At 71.9% G+C, this 17,211-nt stretch carries 18 protein-coding genes; 15 read left to right on the top strand and 3 right to left on the bottom strand.

Going from position 1 to position 17,211, the window contains the following annotated elements:
- Positions 1-103: 103 nt before the first annotated feature.
- Positions 104-1,210 carry a winged helix DNA-binding domain-containing protein gene (locus CRM89_RS06330; RefSeq protein ID WP_098083470.1) on the bottom strand — a complete coding sequence of 369 codons (1,107 nt, stop codon included), beginning with the start codon at positions 1,208-1,210 and terminating at the stop codon, positions 104-106.
- A 181-nt stretch (positions 1,211-1,391) separates the two neighbouring features.
- Between CRM89_RS06330 and CRM89_RS06325 the strand changes: the two genes are divergently transcribed.
- Positions 1,392-1,991: a TetR/AcrR family transcriptional regulator gene (locus tag CRM89_RS06325; RefSeq protein WP_098083469.1), complete on the top strand. Its 600-nt coding sequence runs from the start codon at positions 1,392-1,394 to the stop codon at positions 1,989-1,991.
- A 9-nt stretch (positions 1,992-2,000) separates the two neighbouring features.
- On the opposite strand, the gene CRM89_RS31570 is transcribed toward CRM89_RS06325, so the two are convergent.
- Both CRM89_RS31570 and CRM89_RS31565 read right to left on the bottom strand, forming a co-directional pair.
- Positions 2,001-2,408, bottom strand: coding sequence for a dihydrodipicolinate synthase family protein (locus tag CRM89_RS31570; protein ID WP_253805081.1), 408 nt, complete (start codon positions 2,406-2,408; stop codon positions 2,001-2,003).
- Positions 2,344-2,922, bottom strand: a complete 579-nt coding sequence (locus CRM89_RS31565) for a dihydrodipicolinate synthase family protein (protein ID WP_253805080.1) — start codon at positions 2,920-2,922, stop codon at positions 2,344-2,346. The genes CRM89_RS31570 and CRM89_RS31565 overlap by 65 nt, the downstream gene beginning before the upstream one ends.
- A gap of 70 nt (positions 2,923-2,992) precedes the next feature.
- Here CRM89_RS31565 and CRM89_RS06315 point away from each other — a divergent pair, with 70 nt between their 5' ends.
- The 14 genes from CRM89_RS06315 to nuoK all read left to right on the top strand — a co-directional run bounded on the left by CRM89_RS06315 (position 2,993) and on the right by nuoK (position 17,211).
- The gene (locus tag CRM89_RS06315; RefSeq protein WP_098083468.1) at positions 2,993-3,916 is read left to right on the top strand and encodes a LysR family transcriptional regulator; all 924 of its coding nucleotides are present in this window, start codon (positions 2,993-2,995) and stop codon (positions 3,914-3,916) included.
- Between the two features lie 117 nt (positions 3,917-4,033).
- Positions 4,034-5,275, top strand: a complete 1,242-nt coding sequence (gene dinB, locus CRM89_RS06310; protein ID WP_098086895.1) for a DNA polymerase IV — start codon at positions 4,034-4,036, stop codon at positions 5,273-5,275.
- A 92-nt stretch (positions 5,276-5,367) separates the two neighbouring features.
- Positions 5,368-5,751, top strand: coding sequence for a PLD nuclease N-terminal domain-containing protein (locus CRM89_RS06305; protein ID WP_041560973.1), 384 nt, complete (start codon positions 5,368-5,370; stop codon positions 5,749-5,751).
- A gap of 67 nt (positions 5,752-5,818) precedes the next feature.
- Positions 5,819-6,217, top strand: a complete 399-nt coding sequence (locus CRM89_RS06300) for a response regulator transcription factor (RefSeq protein ID WP_086842191.1) — start codon at positions 5,819-5,821, stop codon at positions 6,215-6,217.
- A gap of 308 nt (positions 6,218-6,525) precedes the next feature.
- A complete protein-coding gene (locus tag CRM89_RS06295; protein WP_011209199.1) occupies positions 6,526-6,906 on the top strand; it encodes an NADH-quinone oxidoreductase subunit A in 381 nt (126 codons plus the stop codon).
- A gap of 48 nt (positions 6,907-6,954) precedes the next feature.
- Positions 6,955-7,509, top strand: coding sequence for an NADH-quinone oxidoreductase subunit B family protein (locus CRM89_RS06290; protein ID WP_011209198.1), 555 nt, complete (start codon positions 6,955-6,957; stop codon positions 7,507-7,509).
- A complete protein-coding gene (locus CRM89_RS06285) occupies positions 7,506-8,267 on the top strand; it encodes an NADH-quinone oxidoreductase subunit C (protein ID WP_098083467.1) in 762 nt (253 codons plus the stop codon). The genes CRM89_RS06290 and CRM89_RS06285 overlap by 4 nt, the downstream gene beginning before the upstream one ends.
- Positions 8,268-8,350: 83 nt before the next feature.
- Complete coding sequence (locus tag CRM89_RS06280; protein WP_041560970.1) at positions 8,351-9,628, top strand: NADH-quinone oxidoreductase subunit D; 1,278 nt, start codon at positions 8,351-8,353, stop codon at positions 9,626-9,628.
- Complete coding sequence (gene nuoE, locus CRM89_RS06275; protein ID WP_098083466.1) at positions 9,625-10,362, top strand: NADH-quinone oxidoreductase subunit NuoE; 738 nt, start codon at positions 9,625-9,627, stop codon at positions 10,360-10,362. Before CRM89_RS06280 ends, nuoE begins: the two co-directional genes overlap by 4 nt.
- Positions 10,359-11,684, top strand: a complete 1,326-nt coding sequence (gene nuoF / locus CRM89_RS06270) for an NADH-quinone oxidoreductase subunit NuoF (RefSeq protein ID WP_098083465.1) — start codon at positions 10,359-10,361, stop codon at positions 11,682-11,684. Before nuoE ends, nuoF begins: the two co-directional genes overlap by 4 nt.
- A complete protein-coding gene (locus CRM89_RS06265; protein ID WP_098083464.1) occupies positions 11,681-14,308 on the top strand; it encodes an NADH-quinone oxidoreductase subunit G in 2,628 nt (875 codons plus the stop codon). The genes nuoF and CRM89_RS06265 overlap by 4 nt, the downstream gene beginning before the upstream one ends.
- A complete protein-coding gene (nuoH, locus tag CRM89_RS06260) occupies positions 14,301-16,094 on the top strand; it encodes an NADH-quinone oxidoreductase subunit NuoH (RefSeq protein WP_060591410.1) in 1,794 nt (597 codons plus the stop codon). The genes CRM89_RS06265 and nuoH overlap by 8 nt, the downstream gene beginning before the upstream one ends.
- A complete protein-coding gene (locus CRM89_RS06255) occupies positions 16,091-16,915 on the top strand; it encodes an NADH-quinone oxidoreductase subunit J (RefSeq protein WP_098083463.1) in 825 nt (274 codons plus the stop codon). The genes nuoH and CRM89_RS06255 overlap by 4 nt, the downstream gene beginning before the upstream one ends.
- Positions 16,912-17,211: an NADH-quinone oxidoreductase subunit NuoK gene (gene nuoK, locus CRM89_RS06250; RefSeq protein WP_011209190.1), complete on the top strand. Its 300-nt coding sequence runs from the start codon at positions 16,912-16,914 to the stop codon at positions 17,209-17,211. The genes CRM89_RS06255 and nuoK overlap by 4 nt, the downstream gene beginning before the upstream one ends.

The following is a 17,211-nucleotide window of genomic DNA, read 5'->3' as shown; positions in this document are numbered from 1 at the left end:
CGCCGCAGCCTACCGGGTCGCGCCGTCCGAGGTCGGCCATGAGGCGACACGGTGGGTGCTGCCACGCGGGCACCCGGTGCGGGCTGCCGTCCCAGGGTGGGCTTCACACCGGCCGGACGCGCAACGCCGCCCGACCCGTCGCGGTCGCCACGCGGTCGAGCGCGGCGTCCAGGTGTTTCGGGAGCGGGGCGTCGTCGAACATCGACACGGCCACCTCGTCGTCGGTGAATTCCCAGGTGCCCGCGATACGTCCGCCGACGACGACCAACGGCGCGATCCAGCCGGCCGTCCGGCTGACCTGCGCGCGATGTGCCTTGGGCAGCAGTTCCGTGGCGGCGGTGCCGGGGCCGAGAACGTACTGGTCGAACGGGCCGAGCAGGTGGACCTCGGCGCTCGGTTCGGCCGCGGCGAGGTCGTCGGCGTGTTCGGCGAGCAGCGCGCCGGGCGTGCCGTCGACGTCCACGGTTACCAACGCCGCGCCCATGTCGGCGAACCAGGACCGCACCACGGTCTTGCGGTGGCTGGTGCGGGTGAGCCACGCGTCGAACGTCTCCGGTGTCGCCGGGCCGTAGGCGCCGAGGTAGGCCGCGATCGCGCGCGGCGCGGCTTCCTCGGGCGCGAGCGGGCCGGTCCAGCCGGGAACGGCGCGGCGGGGACTGGTGAATGTCACCCGGTTGCCCTCGGCCGGCCCGTGGCAGAGCACACCCTGCCAGGCCAGCGGTTTGAGCAGCGCGCCCCACCCGGAACTCAGCTCGGTACCGAGCCGGTGGAACCGCGCGTCGGCGAGCAGCGCGTCCACCAGTTCGGCGCGGGTGAGCGCGGCGTCGGCGAGCACGTCACCGACGGCCTCGGCCAAGGCCGCCACGTCTGCGGGCGAGGCGCCGAAGGCCTTCTGCCAGGACGGTTTCTCCCACGTGCGCGCGGCCGCGATGAGCGGCAGCACGGTCGCCGCGGTCGCGGGCGTCATCGCGTGCAGCGTGCCGCGCATCGCCCAGGTCTTCACCAGCGTCCCCGCCGCCAGCGCCCGCGCGACCGCGCCCGTGCTCGGCTCCGCACTGCGCAACGCCACCGCCAACTCGGCCGAGGAGGCCACCTGCGCCTGCACCCCGACCAACCGCTCGGCCACCTCGACGGCCGACCGCGCGCCCGCCCCGGACACGAACTGCCTGCGCAGCCGCCAGGCGAACACCTGCTCCCACGTGACCCGCACCCGCTCCTCCTCATCACCGGACCGGCTGGAGGCTACCGGCCGTGGGCGACAGATCCGGCCTACCCGGTGACATGTTCGTGGCTATGAACGAACCACAGGATGCGCGGCAGCACCGACGAGCGTAGCACTTGGATGATATCCGCGTACCATAAGCGGTTTCGGAGGACGAAGGGACGACATCGTGCCGCGACTGGTGGATCACGACGAACGACGACGCCAGATCACCGACGCCGCCCGGCGGGTGATCGTGCGTGGCGGACTGGCGGCCGCCACCTTCCAGGCCGTCGCCGCCGAGGCGGGCATCTCGGTCCGCCTGGTGCAGTACTACTTCGGCACCAAGAACGACTTCCTGCTCGGCACCCTGAAAGCCGTGCTGGACGACATGGCCGTCCGCTTCATCCGCCACGTCGAAGCGCTCGGTCCCGACCCCGACCCCCGCGCGGCCATGCGCGCCACCGCCCTCGCCCTGCTCCCCCTCGACGAGACCCGCCGCGCGGAAGCCCTCGTCCTGTCCGCCTACCAGACCGCCCGGCTCACCGGCTCGCCCACCATCCCCGGCGAAACCCTCGAAGCACCCCGACTGCTCGCCCAGACCTTCGCCGGCCACCTGCGCCGTGCCCGCGGCAGCGATACCGACACCGAAGCCGACGCCGAACTCCTCACCGGCATCCTCGTCGGCCTCACCCAATCCACCCTGGCCGGCTACCACACCCCCGACCGCGCCACCGCACTCGTCGACCACGCCCTCGACCGCCTCCTGGGTTCCGCGCCCCGCCGGTGACCCCGGCCGTCAGCGACCGGCCGTGACCACCGCGCCCGGGTACTCCGCCCGCAGCGCCCGCACCGCGGCCAGCACCGCCGGGGACGGCGCGGCGGTCAGCAGCGGCAGGCGCACCCGCGGCGTCGACAGCAGCCCGCGCGCGTGCAGCACCGCTTTGATCACGGTCGGATTGGGCTCCGACAGCAGCAGCCGGGCGGGCTCGACCAGGCGATCGGCCAGCTCGCGCGCCCGGTCGGGCGTCCCGTCCAGCCAGCGCCGGCGCAGCTCGACCAACTCGCGCGCACACACGTTCGCGGTCGCCAGGATCCCGCCGCGCGCGCCCATCGCCAGCAGCGGCGAGACCAGCGTGTCCTCACCCGCCAGCACGGAGAAGGTGGCCGGGGCGTGCGCGATGAGTCGCGCGGTGTCGGTGTCCACCGCGCCCACCGCCTGCTTCACCCCGACGATCCCTGGTTGCCCGGGCCAGCTCGAGCATCGCCTCGTATCCCACGGTCTGCGCGGTGCGATAGGGGACGTTGTAGACGAGCACCGGCACCGGGCTGCGTTCGGCGACGTACTCGAAATGCGCGACCACGCCGGCTTCGGAGGGCCGCACGTAGTACGGCACCACCGTCAGCACCGCCGCGACGTCGGTCCGGGCGACGGTCTGCTCGATCGCCCGCACCGTCGCGACGGTGTCGTTGGAGCCCACGGCCGCGATCAGCGGAACACCACGGGCCCGGCACACCTCGCCGCAGACCCGCAGCACCCGAACCCGCTCGGCCGCCGACAAGGTCGCCGGTTCGGCGGTCGTGCCCAGCGCGACGAGACCCGCCGCACCCTCGTCGAGCACCGTGTGGGCGAGGCGCGCCAGCTCGGCGGCGGCGACCGCGCCGTGCTCGTCGAACGGGGTCACCAGGGGGACGAAGATTCCGGATGGTCGAAACGACATGCCTCCACCCTCACCCGCAGCGAGATGAAGCACCAGTTAGGTTTCATGAGCCTTTCCGTAAGCTGAACTGATGCTCGATCTGCGCAGGCTGCGACTGCTCCGTGAACTCGCCCATCGCGGCACGATCGCCGCGGTCGCCGACGCGCTCTCCTACACCCCCTCCGCGGTGTCGCAGCAGCTCACCGCTCTGGAACGGGAAGCGGGACGTCCGTTGCTGATCCGGACGGGGCGGCGCGTCGAGCTCACCCCCGCCGGGCGCCTGCTCGTCGAACACGCCGAGACCCTGCTCGCCGACATGGAACGGGCGCGCGCCGCCCTCGCCCGGCACGACAGCGTCCTCGCGGGCACCGTCCGGCTCGGCGCGTTCACCACCGCCCTGCCCACCCTCGTGCTGCCCGCCCTCGCCGCGCTCGCCCGCTCCGCGCCGGACCTCGCCGTCGACATCACCGAGGTCGACCCCGCCGAAGTGCCGAACCTGCTGCGCGGCGGTCGGCTCGATCTCGCCCTGGTCCACGAGTACGACAACGTGCCCTCCGCGCTCGGCGCGGGCCTCGATCTGGAGCCGTTGCTCGCGGAGGCCGTGCATCTCGCCTGTCCCGCGAGCTGGAACCCGGACCGCGAGATCACCCTCGGCGACCACGCGGAGTCGCGGTGGATACTCGCCAATCCGGGCACCCTCTGCCACAGCATGGCCGTGCGCACCTGCCGAGCGCACGGCTTCGAACCGCGGGTCGCCCACCACATCGACGACTTCGCCACGGTGCTCCGGCTCGTCGCCGCGGGGGCCGGTGTGGCCCTCGTTCCCCACCTCGGCGTGGACCACCTACCGGCCGGTGTGCGGCTGGCCGCCCTGCCGGTCGGCAGGCGAACCCGTATCGCCTATCGTCGCGGCAGCGCCGACCAGCCGCTGTTCGCCGCCGTCGCCGCCGAACTCCACCGCGCGGCGGCGGCGTTCCGCGCGGACGACGGGATCCGGCTCGACGAGAATTCCTGACCGCCGAGGAGTGCCCCGCCTCGTCCCCCGCAGTTTGTCACCCCCGCATGCGAACATGTGTTCGTGTCGGAGAGCCACCTCGAACCCCCCTCGCCCACCGTTCGCGGGCGCGGCGGCATCGGGGACGCCGGGGCCGAACCGACCCGGGCACCCCGCCCGCGCATCGAAGCCAGGGCCGATGCCTCGATCCTGCACGCCGACCTCGACTCCTTCTACGCCTCGGTCGAGCAGCGCGACGATCCGAGCCTGCGCGGCAGGCCGGTCATCGTCGGCGGCGGGGTGGTACTGGCGGCCTCGTACGAGGCGAAGGCGTTCGGGGTGCGCACGCCGATGAACGGTGCGCGGGCGCTGCGGCTGTGCCCGCAGGCGGTGGTGGTGCCGCCGCGGATGAGCGCCTACGCGGCGGCGAGCAAGGCCGTCTTCGAGGTCTTCCGCGACACCACCCCGGTGGTCGAGGGCATCTCGATCGACGAGGCGTTCCTCTACGTGGCCGGGCTGCGGCGGATCGCGGGCGAGCCGATCGAGATCGCCCGGCGGCTGCGGGCCCGGGTGCGCGACGAGGTCGGCCTGCCGATCTCGGTGGGCATCGCGCGTACCAAGTTCCTGGCGAAGGTGGCCAGCGCGGTCGCCAAGCCGGACGGACTGCGGCTGGTGGAGCCGGAGCGCGAGCTCGAGTTCCTGCATCCGCTGCCCGTCGAGCGGCTCTGGGGCGTCGGCGACGTCACCGCGCGGACACTGCACGAGCACGGCATCACCCGGATCGCCCAGCTCGCCGAACTCGGCGAGAGCGGGCTGCGCGGGTTCCTGGGTCCGGCGGCGGCCCGGCACCTGTCGGCGCTGGCGATGGCACGCGACCCGCGCCGGGTGGAGACCGGGCGGCGACGCCGTTCCCTCGGCGCCCAACGCGCGCTCGGGCGGCGGCACCGCACGCCCGAGGAGGTGGCGGCGTACCTGCACGGGCTGGTCGACCGGCTCGGCAGGCGGCTGCGCGCGGCGGACCGCCTGTGCCGAACGGTGGTGCTGCGCATGCGTTTCGACGATTTCACCCGCGCGACCCGCTCGCACACCCTGCCCGAACCCACCGACGACACCGCCACCGTGCTGCGCGCGGCCCGGCTGCTGCTCGACGCCGCGACCCCGATGATCCAGCAGCGCGGCCTCACCCTGATCGGCCTCTCGCTCACCAACCTCGTCGACGCCGACCCGCTGCAACTCACGCTGCCCCTGGAACCGCGCCCCACCGGCACCCTCGACCGCACGCTCGACGAACTGCGCCGCCGCTTCGGGTCGGCCGCGGTCACCCGGGCCGCGCTGATCACCAGCGGCGAGGGACTTTCGGTGCCGCTGCTCCCCGACTGAACCGATAGCGCTATGGTTGCCGGAACGGCCGGACGGGGGGCGTCACCACTCGGGACCGCGGAACGCCGGCCACGCTATCGAGGAGAATGTCCGTGCCCTACGCCGTGTTCGGCTTCCTCACGCTCGCGCTGTGGGTCTACTGCCTGGTCGACATCGTGACCTGTCCCGAGGCCGGCATCCGCCACCTGCCCAAGATGGGCTGGCTGCTGGTGGTACTGCTGGTGCCGACCATCGGTGCGCTGCTGTGGCTGTTCGCGGGCCGCCCCCTGCACGAGGGGGCGCCGCGCTCGACCACCCGCTACGCCGAGTACGACCGTCCCGGCCGCGCGGTGGCGCAGAACCCCGAGGACGACGAGGCGTTCCTCCGCGGGCTGCGCGAACGCGCCGAACAGCAGCGCCGCGAAGCCCGACGGCAGGAGGAGGAACGGCAGGAGCGGGAACGCCGGGCGCGCGAGAGCCGCGGCGACGCGGGCTGATCTGATCCGGCCGAACTTCGCCCGCCCGCCGCGGGGACGGACGTACGATGCGATCGTGGCCGACGAGATGCGTTCCACCGCACTGCGGGTCCTGGTCTACAGCAACGACGCCGATACCCGGCGCCAGGTCGTGCTCGCCCTTGGCCCGCGCCCGCACCCGGACCTGCCGGAGTTCGACTACCTCGAGGTCGCGACGGCACCGATGGTGATCGAGCGGATGGACGCGGGCGGCATCGACCTGGCCATCCTCGACGGCGAGGCCACTCCCGCCGGCGGTCTCGGCATCGCCAAGCAACTCAAGGACGAACTCGCGCAGTGCCCGCCGGTGCTCGTGCTCACCGGCCGCCCGGACGACGCCTGGCTGGCGAAGTGGTCGCGCGCCGAGGCCGCGGTCCCGCACCCGATCGATCCGCTGCGGCTGACCGAGTCGGTGGTCGAGCTGCTCCGCGATCGCTCCGCGGCCTGATTCATATCCATCGCACATGACCGGCCACCGCCGTGGCCGGCCCTCCCGCGCTCCGACCGCGACCCGAGCCGGTGCGCGCACCTGCCCGATTACCCCCGTTTCGGTCATGAATCGCAGTCGCGAATTCGATCAAACCGGACCCCGCAAAGGCCGCTCACGCACGTGCGGCGGTTGTAGGCTGTGCCGTAGCTCACACGGATGCGGGTAGCGGAATGACAGCCCCGTGACAATCGCCGCTGCCCGCGCGCCGTCTCGAAGCTGCCCACCGGCCGTCGAGGAGCCTTGGCTCGCAAGGAGGGGAAGCGCTCGTGAACCTGGAAACGCCCACCCTCGTGCTCGGCGCGCTGGCCGGCGCCTTCGCCGTGTTCTCCATCGTGCTCTCGGCCCTGGTCGGCCCCAAGCGCTACAACCGGGCGAAGCTGGAAGCCTACGAATGCGGCATCGAGCCGACACCGCACGCGGTCGCCGGTGGGCCGGGAAATGCCACCGGGCAACGCTTTCCGGTGAAGTACTACCTCACGGCGATGCTGTTCATCATCTTCGACATCGAGATCGTGTTCCTCTACCCGTGGGCCGTGCATTTCGACGCACTCGGGCTGTTCGGTCTCGTCGCGATGGCGCTGTTCATCGTCAACGTCTCGATCGCCTACGCCTACGAATGGCGGCGCGGCGGGCTCAGCTGGGACTGATCACCGCCGGAGTCACGCCCGCACAGTGGAAGTGAGAGTCAGTCGGATATGGGTCTCGAGGAAAAATTGCCCAGCGGGTTCCTGCTGAGCACGGTGGAGAGTTTCGCCGGATATCTACGCAAGGGCTCGGTGTGGCCCGCGACCTTCGGCCTGGCCTGCTGCGCCATCGAGATGATGGCCACCGGCGCAGGCCGTTTCGACATCGCGCGCTTCGGTATGGAGGCCTTCCGCGCCTCGCCCCGGCAGGCCGATCTGATGATCGTCGCCGGCCGGGTCAGTCAGAAGATGGCGCCGGTGCTGCGGCAGGTCTACGACCAGATGGCCGAGCCGAAATGGGTGCTGGCCATGGGGGTGTGCGCGTCCTCGGGCGGGATGTTCAACAACTACGCGGTGGTCCAGGGGGTCGACCACGTGGTGCCGGTCGACATCTACCTGCCCGGCTGCCCGCCCCGCCCGGAGATGCTGCTCAACGCGATCCTGGCACTGCACGACAAGATCCAGCACACCCCGCTGGGCGTGAACCGGCAGGAGGCGGTGCGCGCCGCCGAGCAGGCCGCCCTCGCCGCGACCCCCACCATCCGGATGGAGGGCCTGCTGCGATGAGCCCGGACACGCCCCGCGGCGGCGATCTGCACCCGCCCGAGCCCGACGCCGCCGCCACCGCGGGCCCCGAAGGCACCCCGCCGGACACCGAACCGGCCGCCGAGGTGATCGGCGTGCGGCACGGCATGTTCGGCATCCGCGGCACCGGCGACACCTCCGGCTACGGTCGCCTGATCCGCCCGGTCACCCTGCCCGGCGGCACCGCGCCGCCCTACGGCGGCTGGTTCGACGAGGTCGTCGACCGGCTGCGCACCGCGCTGGAGAACAGCGGCACCCCCTTCGGGTCGGCGCTGGAGAAGATCGTGGTCTTCCGCGGCGAACTCACCCTGCACGTGCGCCGCGAGCACCTGGTGACCGTGGCGCGCCTGCTCCGGGACGACCCCGCCCTGCGATTCGAACTGTGCCTGGGCGTGAACGGCGTGCACTACCCCGACGACGCGGGCCGCGAACTGCACGCGGTCTACCCGCTGCGCTCGATCACCCACAACCGCCTCCTGCGCGTGGAGACCTGCGCCCCCGACGCCGACCCGCACATCCCGTCGCTGTTCGAGGTCTATCCGACCACCGACTGGCACGAACGCGAGACCTACGACTTCTTCGGGATCCTCTTCGACGGTCATCCGTCGCTGACCCGCATCACCATGCCGGACGACTGGCGCGGTCACCCGCAGCGCAAGGACTACCCGCTGGGCGGGATCCCGGTCGAGTACAAGGGCGCGCGCATCCCGCCGCCCGACGAGCGGAGGGCGTACAGCTAGTGAAGGACACCGAGACCCGGCCGGGCCGCCACCGCGCCCCCGAGCCGGCACACCCCGAGCAGCCGGACACCACCGGCGACACCGTGGTCACCGTCTCCGGCCAGGACTGGGACACGGTCACCGAAACCCTCGGCGGCGCACGCGAAGAGCGCATCGTCGTGAACATGGGCCCGCAGCATCCGTCCACCCACGGCGTGCTGCGGCTGATCCTCGAGATCGAGGGCGAGACCGTCGTCGAAGCCCGCTGCGGCATCGGCTACCTGCACACCGGCATCGAGAAGAACCTCGAATACCGCACCTGGATGCAGGGCGTCACCTTCGTGACCCGGATGGACTACCTGTCACCGTTCTACAACGAGACCGCCTACTGCCTGGGCGTGGAGCGGCTGCTGGGGATCACCGAACAGATTCCCGAGCGGGCCAGCATCGTCCGGGTGCTGCTGATGGAACTCAACCGCATCTCCTCGCACCTGGTGTGCCTGGCCACCGGCGGCATGGAGCTCGGGGCGCTCACCCCGATGCTGTTCGGCTTCCGCGAACGCGAACTGATCCTCGACGTCTTCGAGACCATCACCGGCCTGCGGATGAACCACGCCTACATCCGCCCGGGCGGGCTCGCCCAGGACCTGCCCGACGACGGTGTCGCCAAGGTCCGCGAGCTGCTCGACCTCATGCCGAAGCGGTTGCGCGACATGGAACATCTGCTCACCCAGAACCCGATCTTCAAGGCCCGCACCCAGGACATCGGCTACCTCGATCTCACCGGCTGCATGGCGCTGGGGATCACCGGCCCGGTGCTGCGGTCCGCGGGCCTGCCGCACGACCTGCGCAAGTCCCAGCCCTACTGCGGCTACGAGACCTACGAGTTCGACGTGCCCACCACCACCGGCTGCGACTGCTACGGCCGCTACCTCATCCGGGTCGAGGAGATGAAGGAGTCGCTGAAGATCGTCGAGCAGTGCCTGGACCGGCTGCGGCCCGGCCCGGTCATGATCGAGGACAAGAAACTCGCCTGGCCCGCCGACCTGAAACTGGGCGCCGACGGCCTGGGCAACTCCCCCGCCCACATCGGCCGCATCATGGGCAGCTCGATGGAGGGCCTGATCCACCACTTCAAGCTCGTCACCGAGGGCATCCGCGTGCCGGCGGGCCAGGTGTACGTGGCGGTGGAGTCGCCGCGCGGTGAGCTGGGGGTGCACATGGTCAGCGACGGCGGCACCCGGCCGTACCGGGTGCACTACCGCGATCCCTCGTTCACGAATCTGCAAGCGGTGGCGGCGATGTGCGAGGGCGGCATGGTCGCCGACGTGATCGCCGCCGTCGCGAGCATCGACCCGGTGATGGGTGGTGTCGACCGATGAGCGACCGACAGACCGGCGACGGGCACGCCCCGATCCTGTTGCAGTTGAGCACCCGGCCCGAGCCGTACCCGCCCTCGGTGCGGGAACGACTCGCGCTCGACGCCAAGGAGATCATCGGCCGCTACCCGCAGCCGCGCTCGGCGCTGTTGCCGCTGCTGCACCTGGTGCAGTCCGAGGACGGCTACGTCACCGCCACCGGCATCGAATTCTGCGCCGAACAACTCGGGCTCACCGGCGCCGAGGTGACCGCCGTGGCGACCTTCTACTCGATGTTCCGCCGCACCCCCACCGGCGACTACCACGTCGGGGTGTGCACGAACACGCTGTGCGCGGTCCTCGGCGGCGACGCCATCCTGGCGAGCCTCACCGAACACCTGGGCATCGCCGCCGGGGAAACCACCGCCGACGGCGCGATCACCGTCGAGCACATCGAATGCAACGCCGCCTGCGATTTCGCGCCCGTGGTGATGGTCAACTGGGAGTTCTTCGACAACCAGACGCCCGAGTCCGCGCGAGCCCTGGTCGATGCGTTGCGTGCCGGGGAACCGGTGCGGCCCAGCCGCGGCGCTCCGATGTGCACCTTCCGCGAGACCGCGCGCCTGCTCGCGGGCTTCCCCGACGAGCGGCCCGGCGCGCTGGACGGCGCGGCCGGGCACGCCACCCTGGCCGGGCTCGAGATCGCCCGCGACCGGAACATGACCGCGCCGCAACCAGATTCGGGAGAGCTGCGATGACCGCCCTCGCGCCCGTCCTCACCCGCTACTGGGACGACCCGCAGTCCTGGACCCTCGACACCTACCGCAGCCACGACGGCTACGAGGGCCTGCGGATCGCGCTGGGCATGGCGCCGGACCAGGTGATCCAGACGGTCAAGGACGCGGGCCTGCGCGGCCGCGGCGGCGCCGGCTTCCCCACCGGCATGAAGTGGGGATTCATCCCGCAGGGCCCCGGCCCGGACGGCACCGTGAAACCGCACTACCTGGTGGTCAACGCCGACGAGTCCGAACCCGGCACGTGCAAGGACATCCCGCTGCTGATGGCCACCCCGCACGCGCTGGTGGAGGGCGCGATCATCGCCTCCTACGCCATCCGCGCCAACACCGCCTTCATCTACCTGCGCGGCGAGGTGGTACCGGTGCTGCGGCGGCTGCGCGCCGCGGTCGACCAGGCCTACGCGGCGGGTCTGCTCGGCCGCGACATCCTCGGCTCCGGCTTCGATCTGGAGCTGATCGTGCACGCGGGCGCGGGCGCCTACATCTGCGGCGAGGAGACCGCGCTGCTGGATTCGCTGGAGGGCCGCCGCGGCCAGCCCCGGCTGCGCCCGCCGTTCCCCGCCGTCGCCGGTCTGTACGCCTGCCCGACCGTGGTCAACAACGTGGAGTCCATCGCCAGCGTGCCCCCGATCCTGCGGTACGGCACCGACTGGTTCCGGTCGATGGGCAGCGAGAAGTCGCCCGGCTTCACGATCTACTCGCTGTCCGGTCACGTCACCCGGCCCGGCCAGTACGAGGCGCCGCTCGGCATCACCCTGCGCGAGCTGCTCGACTACGCCGGCGGCGTGCGCGCCGGACACCGGCTGAAGTTCTGGACACCCGGCGGCTCGTCCACGCCGCTGTTCACCGACGAGCACCTGGACGTGCCGCTGGACTACGAGGGCGTCGCCGCGGCGGGCTCGATGCTGGGCACCAAGGCGCTGCAGATCTTCGACGAGACCACCTGCGTGGTGCGGGCGGTGCTGCGCTGGACGGAGTTCTACGCCCACGAGTCGTGCGGTAAGTGCACACCGTGCCGCGAAGGCACCTACTGGCTGGTGCAGTTGCTGCGGCGGATCGAGACCGGCGGGGGCACCGAGGCCGATCTGGACACCCTGCTCGACATCACCGACAGCATCAACGGCAAATCGTTCTGCGCGCTCGGCGACGGCGCGGCGAGCCCGATCGTGTCCTCGGTGAAGTACTTCCGCGACGAGTACCTCGCGCACATGCGCGGCGACGGCTGTCCGTTCGACCCGGCGCGGTCGACGGCGTGGGCCGAGGCAGGAGAAGGGGTTCGATGACCGCCACCGTCAGCAGCAACGCCAGCGGCGTGGTGCCCGCCGACCTGGTCACCGTCGTCATCGACGGCGTGCAGGTCAGCGTGCCCGCGGGCACGCTGGTGATCCGCGCCGCCGAGTTGATCGGCATCCAGATCCCGCGCTTCTGCGACCATCCGCTGCTCGACCCGGTCGGCGCGTGCCGTCAGTGCCTGGTCGAGGTGGAGGGCCAGCGCAAACCGGTCGCCTCCTGTACCCAGACCGTCGCCGACGGCATGGTCGTGCGCACCCAGCTCACCTCGCCGGTCGCCGGCCGCGCGCAGGAGGGCGTGATGGAGCTGCTGCTCATCAACCATCCGTTGGACTGCCCGGTCTGCGACAAGGGCGGGGAGTGCCCGTTGCAGAACCAGGCGATGTCCTCCGGCCGCCCGGAGTCACGCTTCGACGGCGTCAAACGCACCTATCCCAAACCGATTCCGCTGTCGAGCGCGGTGCTGCTCGACCGGGAACGGTGCGTGCTGTGCGCGCGCTGCACTCGCTTCTCCCAGCAGGTCGCAGGCGACCCGTTCATCGAGCTGATGGACCGCGGCGCGCTCGAGCAGGTGGGCACCGCGCAGGCCGCGCCGTTCGACTCCTACTTCTCCGGCAACACCGTGCAGATCTGCCCGGTCGGCGCGCTCACCGGCACCAGTTACCGGTTCCGCGCCCGCCCGTTCGACCTGGTCTCCTCGCCCAGCGTGTGCGAGCACTGCGCGTCGGGCTGCGCACAGCGCACCGACCACCGGCGCGGCAAGGTGCTGCGCAGGCTGGCCGGCGACGATCCCGCGGTCAACGAGGAATGGAACTGCGACAAGGGGCGGTGGGCGTTCACCTACGCGAGCGAGCCCGACCGGCTCACCACCCCGCTGGTGCGCGGCGCCGACGGCGAGCTGCGCCCGGCGTCCTGGTCCGAGGCGTTGGACGCGGCGGCCCGGGGTCTGTCCGCCGCGCGCGGCGACGCGGGCGTGCTGGTCGGCGGGCGGGTCACCGAGGAGGACGCCTACGCCTACGCCAAGTTCGCGCGGATCGTGTTGGGCACCAACGACATCGACTTCCGCGCGCGTCCGCATTCGGTGGAGGAGGCCGACTTCCTCGCCGCGCGGGTCGCCGGGCAGGGCGTGGTCGTCGACTACGACGCGCTGGAGCGGGCCCCGATGGTGCTGCTGGCCGGGTTCGAGCCCGAGGAGGAGTCGCCGATCGTCTACCTGCGGCTGCGCAAGGCCGCCCGCAAGCGGGGGCTGGCGGTGTACTCGGCGGCGCCGTACGCCTCGCGCGGGCTGGCACGGATGGGCGGCGCGCTGCTCCCGACCGTTCCCGGCGCCGAACCGCACCTGCTCGACGCGTTGCGCACCGGGCAGCTGCCGGAACCGAACGACCGTCCCGCGTCCGCGGAATCGGCCGATGCGGCGCACGGCACGGGCAGCCCGGAACCTGCCTCCGCCGCCGTGGTCGCGGGGGTGGACGGGGCCACGGTCCGCCGGGCGGCGGAGCTGCTGCGGCGGCCGGGGGCGGTGATCCTGGTCGGCGAGCGGATGGCGGCGGTGCCGGGCGCGCTCTCGGCGGCGGTCCGGCTGGCCGAGGAGACCGGCGCGGCGCTGGCCTGGGTGCCGCGCCGGGCCGGCGAGCGCGGCGCCGTGGAGGCGGGTGCGCTGCCCGGCCTGCTGCCCGGCGGCCGTCCCGTGACCGATCCCGCCGCGCGCCAACAGGTCCGAGCGGTCTGGCAGACCGACGAACTGCCGGTCACACCCGGCCGCGACACCGGCGCGATCCTCGAGGCGGCACCCCGGCTCGGCGCCCTGCTGGTCGGCGGCGTCGATCCCGCCGACCTGCCCGACCCGGCCGCGGCGCTCGCCGCCCTCGACGCCGCACCGTTCGTGGTGAGCCTCGAGCTGCGGCGCAGCGCCGTGACCGAACGCGCCGACGTCGTCTTCCCGGTGGCCTCGGCGATGGAGAAGGCGGGCACCTTCCGCACCTGGGAGGGCAGGCCGCGCCCGTTCGCGGCCGCGCTCGGCACCTCGACGGTGCGCCGTGAGGCGGCACCGCTGTCGGACCACCGGGTGCTGCACGCCCTCGCCGCCGAACTCGGCGTCCGGCTCGGCCTGCCCGACGCGGACGCGGCCAGGGCGGAGCTGACCGCGCTGGGCGCCTGGGACGGGCAGCGGCTGGCACCGCCCGCGCACCGCGCACATCCGGTCACCCTGCCGGGGCCGGGCACCGCACTGCTGGCCGGCTGGCGGATGCTGCTCGACAACGGCCGCATGCAGGACGGCGAACCGAACCTCGCGGGCATCGCCCGCCCGGCGGTCGCGCGGCTGTCCGCCGCGACCGCGGCCGAGATCGGCGCCGCCGACGGCGACCTCGTCGAGGTGGCGAGCGAGCGCGGGGCGCTCACCCTGCCGCTGGCGGTCACACCGATGCCGGACCGGGTGGTGTGGGTGCCGCTGAACTCCCCCGGCTGCGCTGTCCCCGCCCAGCTGGCCACCCCGGCCGGTGCGGTGGTGCGGATCCGGCGAGCCGGTCCCGCGCCGCAGACCGGGCCGGTCGCCGCCGTCGTCGCGGCATCCGGCGCCGCCGAAGGCGCTACCCAGCAGGAGGACGACCATGCCTGACCTGTCCCTGTTCGGCCACGACCCGTTCTGGCTGGTCGTCGCCAAATCGGTCTTCCTGTTCGTCTACATCATCCTGATCCCGCTGGTCGCGGTGCTCGCCGAACGCAAGGTCGTGGCGCGCATGCAGATGCGGGTCGGCCCGAACCGGGTCGGCCCGTTCGGGTCGCTGCAGTCCATCGCCGACGGCGTGAAGATGGCGTTCAAGGAAGACCTCGTCCCCGCCATCGTCGACAAACCGATCTACCTGCTGGCGCCGGTCGTCTCGGTGATCCCCGCGTTCATGGCCTTCGCGGTGATCCCGCTCGGTGGCGAGGTGTCGGTGGCCGGCAACACCACCGCACTCCAGCTCACCGACATGCCGGTCGGCGTGCTCTACATCCTCGCCATCACCTCCATCGGCGTCTACGGCATCGTGCTGGCCGGGTGGGCGTCCGGCTCGACCTACCCGCTGCTGGGCGGGCTGCGCTCGACGGCACAGGTGATCTCCTACGAGATCGCGATGGCCTTGTGCTTCGCGGCGGTGTTCCTGCACGCGGGCACGATGGCCACCTCCGGCATCGTCGGCGCCCAGCATCCGACCTGGTTCGTCTTCCTGCTGCTGCCCTCGTTCCTCATCTACTGCGTGTCGATGGTCGGCGAGACCAACCGCGCGCCGTTCGACCTGCCCGAGGCCGAGGGCGAACTCGTCGGCGGCTTCCACACCGAGTACTCGTCGCTGAAATTCGCGATGTTCATGCTCGCCGAATACGTGAACATGGGCACCGTCTCGGCGCTGGCGACCACGTTGTTCCTCGGCGGCTGGAGCGCGCCGTGGCCGTTCAACCTCATCCCGGGCGCGGACGCGGGCTGGTGGGGGCTGCTCTGGTTCACCGCCAAGGTGTGGACGTTCATGTTCGTGTTCGTCTGGCTGCGCGGCACCCTGCCCCGCTTGCGTTACGACCAGTTCATGCGGCTGGGCTGGCAGCTGCTCATCCCGGTGTCGCTGCTGTGGGTGATGCTGGTCGCCACCGCCCGGCTGCTGCGCGCCGACGGCCACGCGTGGGCCACCGGCGCCCAGGTCGTCGTCGGAGTCGCGCTCACCGCGGCGATGATCGGGCTGTTCCTGCGGGCGGGCCGCCGCCCGGCCGCGCCGCCGGAGCCGGAACCCGAACCGTCCGGCGAGGCGGTGTTCCTCGGCTTCCCGACCCCGCCGGTGCCCGCCGACGCCCACCGCGTCGACAACCCGAAGGGCGGCCTGCTCGAACCGCTGGCGGGTTTCGCGGTCACCGCGGCCACCATGTTCAAGAAGCCGAACACCGAGTTCTACCCCGAGCAGAAGGTGCCGACCGCGCCGCGCTACCACGGCAGGCACCAGCTCAACCGCCACCCCGACGGGCTGGAGAAGTGCATCGGCTGCGAACTGTGCGCGTGGGCCTGCCCGGCCGACGCCATCTATGTCGAGGGCGCCGACAACACCGAAGACGAACGCTTCTCCCCCGGCGAGCGGTACGGCCGCGTCTACCAGATCAACTACCTGCGGTGCATCGGCTGCGGCCTGTGCATCGAGGCGTGCCCGACGCGCGCGCTGACCATGACCAACGACTACGAGCTCACCGACGACAACCGCGCCGACCTGATCTACGAGAAGGACCGGTTGCTCGCCCCGCTCGCCCCCGGCATGGTCGCTCCTCCGCACGCGATGGCGCCGGGCACCACCGAGGCCGACTACTACCTCGGCGCGGTCACCGGCGGCGCCCCCGCCGCCGAGCAACCCGCGCCCGCGGGTGCGAAAGGAGGTGCGCGGTGACGCTGGTACTGGCCGCCGAGCCCCTGACCCGAGCTTCCACCGGTGAGGCCGTGCAGTTCTGGATACTGGCTCCGCTGGCGGTGCTGGGCGCGCTCGGCATGGTGTTCGCCGCCAAGGCCGTCCATTCGGCGATCTGCCTGGCCGCCACCATGATCGCGCTGGCGGTGATGTACATCGCCCAGGACGCGTTGTTCCTCGGTGTCGTGCAGATCGTCGTCTACACCGGCGCGGTGATGATGCTGTTCCTGTTCGTGCTGATGCTCGTCGGCGTCGACTCGGCCGAATCACTGCGCGAGACCTTGCGCGGGCAGCGCATCGCCGCCACGGTCGTCGGGATCGGGTTCGGGCTGCTGCTGATGGCCGGAATCGGGATCGGCATCCGGGAGTCGGGGGTCACCTTCCCGGCCACCGGTTTTCCGGGCCGCGACGTCATCGCCGAACTGGCCGAACTGATCTTCCTGCGCTACGTGTGGGCGTTCGAGCTCACCGGCGCGCTGCTCATCACGGCCACCATCGGCGCGATGGTGCTCGCCCACCGCGACCACTTCGGCGCCAGGACGACCCAGCGCGAGCTGTCCCGCCGCCGGTTCCGCGACGGCGCGAGCCGCGCGACACCGCTGCCGACGCCGGGCGTCTATGCCCGGCACAACGCCGTCGACGTCCCGGCGCGGCTGCCCGACGGTTCCTTCGAGGAACTCTCGGTCAGCACGATCCTGCGGCACCGCCGTACCAGGGCCCTCACCGAGGCGGCCGCGCTGTCGGTCGGCTCCAGGGGCGGCCAGGACGGTCCCGAATCCGCCGACGAGGGAGGCCAGCGGTGAATCCCGCGAACTACCTGTTCCTGTCCGCGCTGTTGTTCACCATCGGCGCGGCCGGAGTCCTGTTGCGCCGCAACGCCATCGTGGTGTTCATGTGCATCGAGCTGATGCTCAACGCGGTGAACCTCGCGTTCGTCACCTTCGCCAGGATGCACGCGAACCTCGACGGGCAAGTGTTCGCCTTCTTCACGATGGTCGTCGCCGCCGCCGAAGTGGTGGTCGGGCTGGCCATCATCATGACCATCTTCCGCGCCCGCCGCTCGACCTCGGTCGACGACGCCAACCTGCTGAAGTTCTGA

The organism is Nocardia sp. FDAARGOS_372, from assembly GCF_002554515.1.
GTDB classification, from domain to species: domain Bacteria; phylum Actinomycetota; class Actinomycetes; order Mycobacteriales; family Mycobacteriaceae; genus Nocardia; species Nocardia farcinica.
This window is presented reverse-complemented; position numbering and strand designations above follow the sequence as displayed.

Bases quoted from the DNA above. Each gene is read 5' to 3' on its own strand.
- CRM89_RS06315 (WP_098083468.1), top strand. From the start codon at position 2,993: ATGCTCGATCTGCGCAGGCTGCGACTGCTCCGTGAACTCGCCCATCGC.
- CRM89_RS06265 (WP_098083464.1), top strand. From the start codon at position 11,681: ATGACCGCCACCGTCAGCAGCAACGCCAGCGGCGTGGTGCCCGCCGAC.
- nuoH (WP_060591410.1), top strand. From the start codon at position 14,301: ATGCCTGACCTGTCCCTGTTCGGCCACGACCCGTTCTGGCTGGTCGTC.
- nuoF (WP_098083465.1), top strand. From the start codon at position 10,359: ATGACCGCCCTCGCGCCCGTCCTCACCCGCTACTGGGACGACCCGCAG.
- CRM89_RS06300 (WP_086842191.1), top strand. From the start codon at position 5,819: ATGCGTTCCACCGCACTGCGGGTCCTGGTCTACAGCAACGACGCCGAT.
- CRM89_RS06290 (WP_011209198.1), top strand. From the start codon at position 6,955: ATGGGTCTCGAGGAAAAATTGCCCAGCGGGTTCCTGCTGAGCACGGTG.
- CRM89_RS06285 (WP_098083467.1), top strand. From the start codon at position 7,506: ATGAGCCCGGACACGCCCCGCGGCGGCGATCTGCACCCGCCCGAGCCC.
- nuoE (WP_098083466.1), top strand. From the start codon at position 9,625: ATGAGCGACCGACAGACCGGCGACGGGCACGCCCCGATCCTGTTGCAG.
- CRM89_RS31565 (WP_253805080.1), bottom strand. From the start codon at position 2,922: ATGTCGTTTCGACCATCCGGAATCTTCGTCCCCCTGGTGACCCCGTTC.